The sequence below is a fragment of the Bacillus sp. BD59S genome (genome assembly GCF_007363175.1).
Taxonomy (GTDB): Bacteria; Bacillota; Bacilli; order Bacillales; family Bacillaceae_G; genus Bacillus_A; species Bacillus_A pacificus.
On the sequence record NZ_CP034686.1, the window covers coordinates 4074670 to 4087337 of the forward strand.

A 12668-nucleotide genomic window follows, 5' to 3' on the forward strand; every position below is an offset into this window, starting at 1 on the left:
TTAATTGATAAAGATTATCATTGTCAATATAAAACGCATACATTTTCTAGAAAAAAAAAAAAAAACCAAAAAGCGTTACAAAAAAGATTCCTTCTTTTTGTAACGCACTATTTACCAATATTATTCACATTCGTTTCTCTCTAACTCGTCTCGCATCACTTTCACACGCTGAAAGAAAAAGAAAGATAAACTTAAAAATATAACGATGCTCCCCATCATAACAAAAAATTGTATCGTTTCTTTTGCTCCAGTCGGAATCAATAAACCAACCATTAACAATGTACTTACAGCGAGAAGAAGTTGTCCGAACCGAGTATAATCTTCTATTTTCCCTTGTAATTCCTTCATTATATTCTCACTCCTCCATTTCACTGTATCATATTCTATTACACTGAAAGACAAGTAAATACAGCCATTCTGGGAGATGTTTTCCAAAAGAAAAAGAGCCGCTTTATTGCGACTCTTTTATAACCATTACTCACCTTTATATGCTTTCATATAAATTTCTTTCAGCTCTGAAATGAGAGGTAATTTGGGATTAGCTGTTGTACATTGATCTTCAAAAGCTCTTTCTGCTAATAATCCAACAACCTCTTCAAATTGGTCTTTAGCAACTCCTTGTCCTGCAATACTCATATTTATATTTAAACTTTTTCCGAGCTCAATAATTGCTTTGACAAGTGATTCCACACCTTCTGCAGTCGAACTTGCTGGAAGCCCGAGCATTCTCGCAATATGTGCATAGCGTTCATCGGCTACAAAGTGCTCATATTTTGGGAACAATGCGTGTTTTCTTGGCTTAATAGCATTATAGCGAACTACGTGCGGCATAAGAATTGCATTCGCACGCCCATGTGGAATATGAAATTCTGGTCCAATTTTATGTGCTAAGCTGTGATTAATACCTAGAAAAGCATTTGCAAATGCCATTCCTGCGATTGCAGAAGCATTGTGCATTTTTTCTCGTGCTTCTTCATCATTTCCATCTTTAAATGCTCTTGGTAAATATTTAAATACGAGATCAATGGCCTTTAATGCTAATCCATCTGTATAGTCATTTGCTAAAACAGACACATACGCCTCGATTGCATGCGTTAATACGTCCATGCCAGTGTCTGCTGTTACATGTGGTGGTACGGTCATTACAAATTGTGGATCAACAATTGCTACATCTGGCGTTAATTCATAATCCGCGAGTGGATACTTTATATTATTTTTCTTATCTGTAATAACCGCAAATGGCGTCACTTCTGATCCTGTTCCAGATGTTGTTGGAATGGCAACAAACTGCGCCTTACTTCCTAATTCCGGATATTTACATGTACGTTTTCTTATATCTAAAAACTTCTGTTTAATTCCATAGAATGTTGTTTCTGGGTGCTCATAGAAAAGCCACATCCCTTTTGCTGCATCCATCGCTGAACCACCACCAAGTGCGATAATTACATCCGGCTGAAAACTTCTCATCATTTCCGCACCTTTAAACACAGTTTCATCTGATGGATCTGGCTCAACCTCAAAGAAAACTTCAACTTTCACACCATTTGCATGTTTACGTAAATAATGCGAGACCGTATCTACATATCCGTGCTCAACCATTCCTGGATCCGTTACAATAAATGCACGTGAAATGTTAGGCATATTTGCTAAATATGCTGTCGCATGTTTTTCAAAATAAATTTTTGGTGGTAATTTGAACCACTGCATATTCTTTTTTCTATTTGCCAACCTTTTTATATTTAATAAATGCGTCGCTGTTACGTTTTGAGAAACCGAGTTTTTCCCGTAGGAACCGCAACCAAGCGTAAGTGATGGAATAAATCCATTATATATGTCACCGATTCCACCTTGTGATGAAGGGGCATTTACAATAAGGCGGCAAGCTTTCATACGTAATCCAAATTGCTTTTGCACTTCTTTATTTACAGAATGGATAACTGCTGAATGTCCTAAACCACCGAGGTTTAACATTTCTTCACAATATGTAAATCCTTCTTCTAATGAATTTGCTTTTACACAAGCTAATACTGGACTTAACTTCTCACGAGATAGTGGATATGCGGCTCCGATGCCTTGTATTTCAGCTACAAGCATTTTTGTATTTTTAGGTACAGTAATTCCAACTAATTCGGCAATATACTGTGCTGATTTTCCTACAATATCACTATTTACTGCACATGTATTTTCATTAATAACAAGCTTTTCTAATTTACTTCTCTCTTCCTCGGTTACAAAATAACAATCATTTTCAATCATTTCTGTTTTCACATCATCATAAATTTCCTTGTCTACAATAATTGCTTGTTCTGATGCACAAATCATACCATTATCAAATGTTTTAGATAAAATCAAATCATTAACCGCTCGTTTTATATGCGCTGATTTCTCTATATAACATGGTACATTACCAGGACCTACACCTAGCGCTGGTTTTCCAGTAGAATAAGCTGATTTCACCATACCAGCCCCTCCCGTTGCCAAAACAAGCGCAACACCTTCATGGTTCATTAATTGTTTCGTTGCTTCGACAGAAGGTTTTTCAATCCACTGAATACAATGTTTTGGTGCCCCCGCCTTCACCGCTGCATCGTATACTGTTTTCGCAGCTGCAATAGAACAGTTTTGTGCGGAAGGATGAAATGCGAAAATAATTGGATTTCTCGTTTTTATCGCGATTAATGCTTTAAACATTGTTGTCGACGTTGGATTCGTTACTGGCGTTACCCCAGCTACTACACCAACAGGTTCAGCAATTTCTATCATCTCTTCGTGAGGATCCTCGTGAATAATCCCTACTGTTTTATCTTTCTTTATGCTATGCCAAATATATTCAGTAGCAAAAATATTTTTAATGCATTTATCTTCGTATACACCACGACCTGTTTCTTCAACAGCCAACTTCGCAAGTGGCATATGTTGATCAACACCTGCTAATGCCATTTCATGAACAATGTTGTCAATTTGCTCTTGTGTAAAACTTTCTAATGCTTGTAAAGCCTTCCGACCGTTATTCACTAACGTATCTATCATCTCTTTTACTTCCTGCATTTCATTTACAACTTTCTCTTTGACTACCATGTAAATTCCTCCTATTCTGCTATCGTGGACTAAATAAGACCCTACAGGTCATAATTAGTCCCGATTAGTGCAAAAAAATAGAATTGCTTTCCTACATGAACCTCATTGTTTGTGAAATATTTCACAAGATTGTTCGTGAGTAACACTTCATGAATTCAATATACATGAAATCATTTCATTTGTGTATGTCTATTTTGTGAAATATTTCACAAAATAATGTAGTAAAAATGCACTGCCTATACTAGCAGTGCATTTTTACTACGCTAACGCTTGTGCTAAATCTTCAATTAAATCTTCTCCGTCTTCAATACCGACAGAAATTCGAATTAATGTATCTGTAATTCCTAATTCTTTGCGACGATCTGCTGGGATTGATGCATGTGTCATTTGAGAGGGGATAGAAATTAAACTTTCTACTGCTCCTAAACTTTCAGCCAGTGTAAAGTATTGTAATTTCTCAAGTACTTTATTTAATGTTTCTTCGCTATCTACATCAAATGAGATAATAGCACCAAATCCATTTGCTTGTTCTGTTGCCAGTTCATGGTTTTGATGTGACTCAAGGCCTGGGTAATATACTTTATTTACTTTTGGGTGGTTATTTAAAAACTCAGCAATTGCACGTGAATTCGTTTCATGCTCTTCCATTCGAATTCCTAATGTTTTTAAACCACGAAGTAGTAAGAAACTATCTTGCGGGCCAAGAATGCCGCCTGTTGAGTTTTGTACAAAGTGAAGGTCTTCTGCTAATTGCTGGCTATTTACAACTACTAGACCTGCAACTACGTCACTATGACCTCCTAAATATTTCGTTGCACTATGAAGTACAATGTCTGCTCCTAAAGAAATTGGCGACTGCCAATATGGCGTCATGAATGTGTTATCAATAATTGTTAATAAATCTTTCTCTTTAGCAAGAGTAGATATTTTTTTAATATCAGTAATTTTTAGTAATGGATTCGTTGGTGTTTCTACATAAATCGCTTTTGTATTTGGACGAATCGCTTCTGCAACTTCCTCTAAGTTTGTTGTATCTACAAATGTATGCTCAATACCGAAGCGGTTTAATACTTTCGTAATCACGCGGTACGTTCCACCATACACATCATCTGTTAAAATAACGTGGTCACCTTTTGAGAATAGCATAATTGTAGCTGTAATGGCAGCCATTCCTGAACCAAATGCAAAACCAGCATGACCGTTTTCTAATACAGCGATCATTTCTTCTAAAGCTGCACGTGTTGGGTTGCCTGTACGTGAATATTCATATCCTTGATGCTTACCAACTGCCTCTTGTTTGTACGTACTCGTTTGATAAATCGGTACATTTACAGATCCAGTTGAAGGTTCTCCTATGCGAATACCATGAATTAACTTTGTCTTTGCTCTCATTTTTTATTCCCATCCTTTGTATATGTCTTTACTTAAATAGCGCTCACTACTATCAGGAAAAATCGTTACAATATTTGTACCTGGCGCCGCTTTCTCTGCTTCAAGTAAGCTTGCATGAAATGCTGCTCCTGAAGAGCTTCCAACGAGAAGACCTTCTTTTTGCGCTAATTCTTTCACTCGTAAAAATGCATTTCGATCAGAAATTGTATGAATTTCATCAAAATAAGATGTTTTCAAAAATGGCGGGATGAATTCAAGGCCAATCCCTTCTGTTTCATGTGAGCCAGCTTTACCACCATTTAAAATAGATCCTTCTGGTTCCACAATAACCGTTTTTATATCTACATTTTTTTCTTTCAAATAAGATGCAGTCCCCATGAATGTACCACCAGTTCCTGCTCCTGCAACAAATATGTTAATCTCTCCATTAAGTGCCGACCAAAGTTCAGGACCTAGTGTTTTGAAATAAGCACGAGGGTTTGCTTCATTCGCAAACTGACTTGGAGAGTATGAATTCGGTATGTCATTTACTAACTCTTTCGCTTTTGCTATTGCGCCTGTCATTCCTTGCTCAGTCGGTGTATGCACGACCGTTGCACCTAGTGCTTTCATTAATTCTTGTTTTTCAATACTAAATTTCTCTGGTACACAAACAATAACGCGCAAATCATGTTGTAACGCTGCAAGTGCCAGTCCAATACCAGTATTTCCAGCAGTCGGTTCAATAATTGTTCCGCCCTGGGTAACAAGCCCTTTTTCGAGCGCATCTTCGATTAATTCTCTTCCTAAACGATCCTTAACGCTTCCACCTGGGTTATAAAATTCAAGCTTCGCAAATAAACGGACCCCTTCTGGAAGTGAAAAACGAGTAATCTCTACAATTGGTGTATGACCAATTAGCTCATGAACTCCACGATATACATTCATCGTGTTCTCCCCCTTATTTGCCAATAAAGAAAAGGCAACTGTATGTATTTTCTTTATATGAGACAGTTGCCTTTTTGTTACATTACTTTAACTCTTCTAGTACTTTTACGATAAAGTTTGTAGAATGAAGAGCTGCTTGATCTAAAAATTGATCAAATGAAACATTTGATTCTTTACCAGCAATATCAGAAAGTGCACGAATGATAACAAACGGAACTTCATATTGGTGGCATACTTGTGCAACAGCTGCTGCTTCCATTTCTACTGCATAAAGGTTTTCAAATTTATCACGAATTGCTGCAACTCGGTTCGGATCACTCATAAATGAATCGCCTGTTGCAATCATACCTTTTACAACTTGAATATTTTCTTCTGCCTGCATACATTTTTCAGCTAATGCAACTAATGCTTCATCAGCTTTAAATCCAGGCGGCATTCCTGGTATTTGCCCATACTCATAGTTAAATGCTGTTACATCTACGTCATGGTGACGAACTTCTGTTGAAATAACGACATCCCCAACATTTAGAGAATGATGGAATCCACCAGCTGAACCAGTATTAATTACTTTTTCAGGCTTATATCTTTCTAATAAAATTGTCGTTGACATCGCTGCATTTACTTTACCAATACCAGACTTTAACAAGATTACTTCATGTCCTGCTAATTGTCCTTTCGTAAATTCACAACCCGCAACCGTTTCTGTTTCTGCTTGTTCTAATTTATCACGTAAAATACGTACTTCTTCTTCCATTGCTCCAATTACAGCAATTCTCAATCTAATCCCTCTTTCTATTGCTTAGTTGCCTCCATCACCCACACGAAATGATTTAATCTCGTAAACGTTACATGGAAGCCATTGTTTTCAAAAATAGTCTGCATAACTGGAATACGTGTATAGTATTCCGTTTGCAAATCGTTTGCTAACTGATGAAAACCTCTTTGTTTTGCTGCTTCAACAGTTTTATCATATGCATCTTGATCTGCAAATATCGTATCAGCAAACACTATTTTACCACCTTTGTTTAGCAATTGACTATACTTCGCAATCGCTACATTTTTTTCATCATCTGTTAAATGATGAAATGCATAGGTGCTTACTATGGTATCAATTGAATTTGGGACTTCAAACGAAAGAAAATCACCCTCTGTAATAGAAAACTCTTTTGGCAATTTCTCTTTTGCAATCATGCGCATTTCACGTGACGGTTCTATACCGTAAACTGTGCGGCCAGCAAGTAATAATTTATTTGTTAAATTACCAGTACCAACACCAAATTCTAATACGTTACCAAATGACTTGTTAACTACATCCTCTAGAATGTCCTCATAATGGGCGAAAACTTCTTTATATTGTATATCTTCGCCTTGTACAAATGAGTCGTACGTATGAGCCCACTCATCAAATAAACCATTAAATTCTGTACCCATAAAAATTCCCCTTTTTCTTATCGGTTTTATCAGTATGATATTCCCTCTTTCTAAAAATGTCAATTGAAATGTACATGGTATTTCCTTCTTTTCTTTGTTACACTATAGTTGATTACATAGGAGAGGGGCCGTCTTCATGTCATTTACCTTTGAAATGTTAGAAGATAAAGTAGAATTTTTTGAAGCGGGAGACTTAGCTTCTTTAGAACGAAAAATCAGTGAACAAATCGATAATAATAAAGCACTTATGCTTGAAGTTCATCACATCTCGCATCAAATGGTTATGGATCCTGAAAGTAAAAGACCATATTATAGCGCGGTTGTTCATTTTAAATTAAAGAAATTACGCTAACTAAAAAAAGAGAAGCTCCTAAGGAGCTTCTCTTTTTTTAGTTTAGGGTTTGAACAAGTACTGGTTTCCAGCCCTCATTGTCTACCCAATCAATATTTACATAATATCTTTTACCTGTTTGTTTATCCTGTACGTTTCCGTAAGCTTTATTCTTACCGTTATTTCCGATTCGATGAATAATTAATTGCTCTACTGGAACATCAATTGCAGCTGAAATCGCTTGATTCATCTCATTCCAATCTGCTGTACCTTTTTTAAACGTCATCGCAGGTGTTGCACCTTGCTCTGTGCCTACTGGCTTCCAAGAAGGTTTCGTATAAGCGTCAGTTGCCTTTGACTGTGTTTTTTCAGCTGGTATTTTCTCGTTAGCTTTCGCTTCTTCTTCAGCTTTTTTCTGTTCTTCTTCAGCCTTTAGCTTCTCTTCTTCTTTCTTCTTAGCCTCTGTTTTCTCTTGTTCATTCTTCTTCGTCTCTTCTTTGCCTTTAGCTTTCTCAGACTTATTCTCTTTCGTTGTTTGCTGAGCTACCTTTTTATCGCTAGAAGACGCTTGCTCTTTCGTGTCAGGAACAAACAATTGGTATGCTACAATAGCTACTGCTACTAGTACAATAGCAATTGCAATATTTAAAACACCGTTTTGACGACGTTTTTGTTGTTTCTGTTGGAATCTAGATCCTCCTGCCATTCTTCAAACCTCCATGCAGTTTTTCATACTTGCTATTGTAACATTAAATCTAGAAAGGTTGAACATTTACAATAATATTTTCATGAAATGAAAACATTTTACTGTGAATTGCAAGATTACTTTTCATTCTCAAATCTATAGATTGATTCTACGATAGATTTGAAAATAGGTGTAACTTTATTTACATCGCTATTCGTTTCTATATCCACGACAACTAAAGCATACCTTGGATTTTCATATGGAAAATAACCTGCAAACCATCGATTCTCTTTCGTTCCTTTTCCTGTTTGTGCTGTCCCAGATTTTCCAGCGACACTTAGTGGTAACGACTTGAATGCTGATCCTGTGCCTTTCTCCGTTGTTACAACGCTCCTTAATAACTGTTGTAATGTTTTCACTGTTTCATATGAAAGCTGTTTTCCACCTAATGTATGGTCTTCAAATGTATAAAAATTCGTTCCATTTTTATACATTATTTTTTCAACAGCTTTCACTTCCATCTTTTCTCCCCCTCTAGCAATCGTCGCCATCATATTTGCAATCGCTAGAGGTGACATACGTACATCTTTCTGTCCAATTGCTGTTTGCGCTACCGCTTTTTTACTATTCTTATTTCCTTCACTCCCCCAAATCGTAACACTCTTCTCCTCTGGCATTTGCTCAAAATGAGTTGTATGAAATACAGAACCTCTCCATCCAACCTTCTCAGCGCCTCCTAAAGCCGCTACATAAGTTTCTAACACCATCGTATCCTTTTGTATTAACTCATTGCCTAACTCTGAAAATGTCCTGTTACAGCTTCTAGCAAAGCTCTCTTTAAAACTAAGTGTCCCCATCTTAACTTGTGGGTGATCTTCACCATATAAATCTTTATTACAATTAAATACGCGATTAAAAACATTTTCATTTTGATCAATCGCTGCCGCCGCAATTATTGTTTTAAAAACAGAACCGGGAAAATGTGGTGTTAACATTTGATTTTCAAGTGTAGTTTTATATAAACTCTCATCTTTCACCTGTAAAGATGGTTTGCTAACCATTGCTAAAATTTCATTTTTCTTTACATCAAGTAGCACTACTCCTCCCTTCTTAATTTCACTTGCTTCAACTACTTCTTCTGCTTTTTTCTGTAACTCGTTATGTAAAGTAGTTTGAATCGTCACTGGATAAAACGGATTTCCAGGCGATGTATATTTCGCTTGTTTTCCAAAAATCGGTTCTCCTTGCCGGTCCACTTGATACAATACTTTTGCCTCTCCATCGGTCAAAAGAAATTCATCAAAAGATTGCTGCAATCCTGAAATGCCAATCGATGTTTGTTTTGAAATTTTTCTTACTTCTCCGTATCGTTTTTGAAATTCTCGTTCATTCTCACCCACATCACCAATTAAATGATTCATCACGCTAGTTTGCCGCAGACGAACTTCAGCTGCTACAATGCCTAATACATTTAATTGATTCACCTTCTCCATCTGCTCTCGTTCCAAGCGAAGTGGTTCATTTCCTCTTTGCAGGATAAATGCACTTTTCTTATGTTTCATTTGACTTTCAATCTCTTGTCTCGACATACCAATGATATGCGAAATTTTCTCCAACATGTCATTTTTTAATTGTAGAAATGGAAAAACAATTAAAACAGGATACTTTTTCTCACCTATCTCCTTACCATTACGATCTATAAAATGGCCGCGTCCATCATCTACCGTAATGGATTGCGTCCGTTGTGTAACACTTTTTTCAATTAAATTAATCTTATGATCCGTAAATGATTCCGTATCTATAATTTGTATTTGAATTAAACGACAAAGTAACATAAACATGACACATATAAAACAAATTAAAACAATTGTAATTCTCTGTTTTATTTTCATAAAAAAACACCTCGTCTACTATAGTTTGGACGGAGTGTTTCATTTTTTATACAAATAAAGTGAAACTTTAATCAGTGAGGGTTTTGTTCATCCCCCACTGATTATCAGCCCGACCCACACCTAACTTCTTTGCTTCCACTGAAGTTTGAGGTGAGGGTCTTACTGCCCGTTAATGCGGGATAAAATTCTACAGAAAAAAGATTCTCCCGATAGGAGAATCTTTTTTTATTTTACAGAGATAATCTCTACTTGCATTTCTCCACCTGGAGTTTGGATTGCTACCTTTTCGCCAATTTGCTTACCTAATAAGCTTTTTGCGATTGGAGAATCGTTAGAAATTCTTCCTTCAAATGGATCTGCTTCTGCGCTACCTACGATTGTGTAAGCTTCTTCATCTCCATCTGGTAGTTCTTTAAATGTTACTGTTTTACCTAATGTAACAACTGTAGATTCTTCACCGTTATCTGTAATGATAACTGCGTTACGAATCATGTTTTCTAATTGTGTAATACGTCCTTCTACGAACGCTTGCTCATCTTTCGCTGCATCATACTCAGAGTTCTCAGAAAGATCTCCGAAGCTACGTGCAATCTTAATGCGCTCTACAACCTCTTTACGTTTTACCGTTTTTAAATCCTCAAGTTCGTTCTCTAGCTTTTGCTTACCCTCTTGCGTCATAGGGTATGTTTTTTCTGTTGCCATATTTTCCACTCCTTTTATATACCAATCCCCCGAAAAAAAGAGGAGTTCCATATGAAAACTCCCCCGCTTATATGTAGAGCGGAGGTTTCTAGCACGCCTGTACTAGCGGAGTTGTCACATACAACCCCGTATTCCCAATTCTTCTTTATATAAAGAAGATATGTATGGAAAGTTGATATAAATATGCCCTCACCTATATATAGATGAGGTTGCATGTTTCATTGTATTCGATAGGAAGGGAAAAAATCCCTTCCTATCGTATATCTTTTACTATGCTATTACAAATTTACTTTTTGTTCAAGAATTGTTGCAATTTTTGTAACCATAATATCAATTGCAACATGGTTTTGTCCACCTTCAGGGATAATAATATCCGCAAATTTCTTAGAAGGCTCAATAAATTGATTGTGCATTGGACGTACAACATTTACGTATTGATCAATAACTGAATCCATCGTACGACCACGTTCTTTAATATCACGCTGCATGCGGCGTAAAATACGAAGGTCAGCATCTGTATCAACGAATAACTTAATGTCCATTAACTCACAAAGACGCGGGTCTTCTAAAATAAGAATTCCTTCTAAAATGATTACATCTTTCGGCTCAACTGGAATAATTTCATCTGAACGCGTATGCAATGTATAGTCATATACAGGTTTATCTACTTGTTTATATGCAAGCAACTGCTGCAAATGTTCAATTAACAAATCATTATCAAACGCTAATGGATGATCATAATTTGTTTTTAAACGCTCTTCCATTGGTAAATGGCTTTGATCTTTGTAATAATAATCTTGCTCTAAGATTAAAATGGAATGACCTTTAAAATGGTCAAAAATCGCTTTCGTTACACTTGTCTTACCTGACCCTGAACCACCAGCAATTCCAATTACAACAGGCTTATTCGTCCCCATTCGACTATCACTCTTTCTTATTGAAGTATGCTTTTGCGCATCATATTATTCACATACACTGGTTGATCCACTTTGAATTTCACGATTTGCAACGGATGTCTCGCTGCATCTAATTCGTTTCCATCCTCATCCCAAATTTTCTCCACCGTTTGCGTAAAGTTTTCTATTTCTGGCCCAAAGAACTCCACTTCATGTCCTGGTTTGAAATGATTACGTTGCTCAATCGTTACGATGCCCGTTTCTTCATTATAATCTAACACTAAACCAGCGAAATCATACGTTGTTTTCTTACTATGATTTCCAAACATTTGCTCTTGATGTCCTGGAACCCCTTCAAAGAATGCAGGAGCTGTATCACGATTTGCACATTTATCAAGCTCATCTAACCATTCTTGTTTAAACTCAAAGTTATCCGGATCCGCACAATATGCATCAATTACTTTACGGTATACTGTCGCTACAGTCGCTACGTAATGGATTGATTTCATACGTCCTTCAACTTTTAAGCTATCAATTCCAATTTCAATCATTTTCGGAATTGATAAAATTAAATTTAAGTCTTTTGGACTCATTGCAAAGTGAGCATCTTCTTCTTGGAATAGAGGAAGCTCTTTTGCATCTTTATGTTGTGATACTGTTTGAACTAAATCATAGTCCCAGCGACAAGATTGACAACAACCACCACGGTTAGAGTCACGCGCTGTCATATGGTTACTTAGCGTACATCTTCCTGAATATGCGATACACATTGCACCATGGACGAATGCTTCAATTTCAATATCCACTTTTTCCTTAATCTCTTTCATTTCTTCATAGCTTGCTTCACGAGCTAATACAAGACGATGTAAACCTTCTTCTTTCCAATACTGTGCTGCTTTCCAGTTGGATAGTGATTGCTGTGTGCTTAAATGCACCTCAACAGAAGGCGCTACACGTTTACAAGTCTCAATGATAAGCGGATCAGCAACGATAATTCCCGTTACGCCAGCTTTTTCAATCCCTTTTAAATATTCCTCTAGCCCGTCCATATTTTCATTATGTGCAAAGATATTTGTTGTTACATATATTTTTGCTCCATATTTCTTTGCAAATTCCACACCTTCTGCCATTTCTTCCAGTGTAAAGTTACCTGCATTCGAACGAAGACCAAATTCTTGTCCACCTAAATATACAGCATCTGCCCCGTAATGGATAGCTACTTTTAATTTTTCTAAGTTACCCGCAGGGATTAACAGTTCAGGTTTCTTCACAATAACGCGTTTGCCATCGATCACTCGTGAAATTTCTTGTACAGTCATTTCCTACACCCTCCT

General features: G+C 36.7%; 12 protein-coding genes. 1 reads left to right on the forward strand and 11 read right to left on the reverse strand.

The genetic code is table 11. The annotated features are described in order from the left end of the window. Nucleotides 1–120 precede the first annotated feature (120 nt). The 6 genes from EKQ63_RS23410 to EKQ63_RS23435 all read right to left on the reverse strand — a co-directional run bounded on the left by EKQ63_RS23410 (nt 121) and on the right by EKQ63_RS23435 (nt 6828). Nucleotides 121–348, reverse strand: a complete 228-nt coding sequence (locus EKQ63_RS23410; RefSeq protein WP_087954241.1) for a YrhC family protein — start codon at nt 346–348, stop codon at nt 121–123. 126 nt (nt 349–474) lie between these two features. Further along, nucleotides 475–3078 carry a bifunctional acetaldehyde-CoA/alcohol dehydrogenase gene (gene adhE / locus EKQ63_RS23415; protein WP_087954240.1) on the reverse strand — a complete coding sequence of 868 codons (2604 nt, stop codon included), beginning with the start codon at nt 3076–3078 and terminating at the stop codon, nt 475–477. A gap of 258 nt (nt 3079–3336) precedes the next feature. After that, complete coding sequence (locus EKQ63_RS23420) at nt 3337–4470, reverse strand: bifunctional cystathionine gamma-lyase/homocysteine desulfhydrase (RefSeq protein ID WP_143881554.1); 1134 nt, start codon at nt 4468–4470, stop codon at nt 3337–3339. A 3-nt stretch (nt 4471–4473) separates the two neighbouring features. Next, nucleotides 4474–5397 (reverse strand): O-acetylserine dependent cystathionine beta-synthase, encoded by a 924-nt coding sequence (locus EKQ63_RS23425; RefSeq protein WP_029439984.1) that lies wholly within the window; start codon nt 5395–5397, stop codon nt 4474–4476. A gap of 82 nt (nt 5398–5479) precedes the next feature. Further along, a complete protein-coding gene (mtnN, locus tag EKQ63_RS23430) occupies nt 5480–6175 on the reverse strand; it encodes a 5'-methylthioadenosine/S-adenosylhomocysteine nucleosidase (protein WP_143881555.1) in 696 nt (231 codons plus the stop codon). Nucleotides 6176–6189: 14 nt separating this feature from the next. Next, entirely contained in the window at nt 6190–6828 is a 639-nt protein-coding gene (locus EKQ63_RS23435) for a class I SAM-dependent methyltransferase (protein WP_000536319.1), read from the reverse strand. A gap of 136 nt (nt 6829–6964) precedes the next feature. On the opposite strand from EKQ63_RS23435, the gene EKQ63_RS23440 reads away from it, so the two are divergent. After that, complete coding sequence (locus EKQ63_RS23440; RefSeq protein ID WP_000010984.1) at nt 6965–7180, forward strand: YrzA family protein; 216 nt, start codon at nt 6965–6967, stop codon at nt 7178–7180. Nucleotides 7181–7217: 37 nt separating this feature from the next. On the opposite strand, the gene EKQ63_RS23445 is transcribed toward EKQ63_RS23440, so the two are convergent. From EKQ63_RS23445 to EKQ63_RS23465, 5 genes are all read right to left on the reverse strand, one after another. Beyond that, the gene (locus EKQ63_RS23445; RefSeq protein WP_087954237.1) at nt 7218–7865 is read right to left on the reverse strand and encodes a YrrS family protein; all 648 of its coding nucleotides are present in this window, start codon (nt 7863–7865) and stop codon (nt 7218–7220) included. 116 nt (nt 7866–7981) lie between these two features. After that, nucleotides 7982–9736, reverse strand: a complete 1755-nt coding sequence (locus tag EKQ63_RS23450) for a peptidoglycan D,D-transpeptidase FtsI family protein (RefSeq protein ID WP_087954236.1) — start codon at nt 9734–9736, stop codon at nt 7982–7984. A 225-nt stretch (nt 9737–9961) separates the two neighbouring features. Then, nucleotides 9962–10438 (reverse strand): transcription elongation factor GreA, encoded by a 477-nt coding sequence (gene greA / locus EKQ63_RS23455; protein WP_000179963.1) that lies wholly within the window; start codon nt 10436–10438, stop codon nt 9962–9964. A gap of 278 nt (nt 10439–10716) precedes the next feature. After that, nucleotides 10717–11355: a uridine kinase gene (gene udk / locus EKQ63_RS23460; protein WP_074601505.1), complete on the reverse strand. Its 639-nt coding sequence runs from the start codon at nt 11353–11355 to the stop codon at nt 10717–10719. 17 nt (nt 11356–11372) lie between these two features. Then, entirely contained in the window at nt 11373–12653 is a 1281-nt protein-coding gene (locus EKQ63_RS23465) for a peptidase U32 family protein (protein WP_000217969.1), read from the reverse strand. Between the last annotated feature and the right edge of the window lie 15 nt (nt 12654–12668).

What these genes read in the sequence shown, in the direction of transcription:
- adhE (WP_087954240.1), bottom strand. Translation starts at nt 3,078, where the DNA reads ATGGTAGTCAAAGAGAAAGTTGTAAATGAAATGCAGGAAGTAAAAGAG.
- EKQ63_RS23425 (WP_029439984.1), bottom strand. Translation starts at nt 5,397, where the DNA reads ATGAATGTATATCGTGGAGTTCATGAGCTAATTGGTCATACACCAATT.
- EKQ63_RS23435 (WP_000536319.1), bottom strand. Translation starts at nt 6,828, where the DNA reads ATGGGTACAGAATTTAATGGTTTATTTGATGAGTGGGCTCATACGTAC.
- greA (WP_000179963.1), bottom strand. Translation starts at nt 10,438, where the DNA reads ATGGCAACAGAAAAAACATACCCTATGACGCAAGAGGGTAAGCAAAAG.
- EKQ63_RS23465 (WP_000217969.1), bottom strand. Translation starts at nt 12,653, where the DNA reads ATGACTGTACAAGAAATTTCACGAGTGATCGATGGCAAACGCGTTATT.
- EKQ63_RS23420 (WP_143881554.1), bottom strand. Translation starts at nt 4,470, where the DNA reads ATGAGAGCAAAGACAAAGTTAATTCATGGTATTCGCATAGGAGAACCT.
- EKQ63_RS23445 (WP_087954237.1), bottom strand. Translation starts at nt 7,865, where the DNA reads ATGGCAGGAGGATCTAGATTCCAACAGAAACAACAAAAACGTCGTCAA.
- EKQ63_RS23440 (WP_000010984.1), top strand. Translation starts at nt 6,965, where the DNA reads ATGTCATTTACCTTTGAAATGTTAGAAGATAAAGTAGAATTTTTTGAA.
- EKQ63_RS23450 (WP_087954236.1), bottom strand. Translation starts at nt 9,736, where the DNA reads ATGAAAATAAAACAGAGAATTACAATTGTTTTAATTTGTTTTATATGT.
- EKQ63_RS23410 (WP_087954241.1), bottom strand. Translation starts at nt 348, where the DNA reads ATGAAGGAATTACAAGGGAAAATAGAAGATTATACTCGGTTCGGACAA.
- udk (WP_074601505.1), bottom strand. Translation starts at nt 11,355, where the DNA reads ATGGGGACGAATAAGCCTGTTGTAATTGGAATTGCTGGTGGTTCAGGG.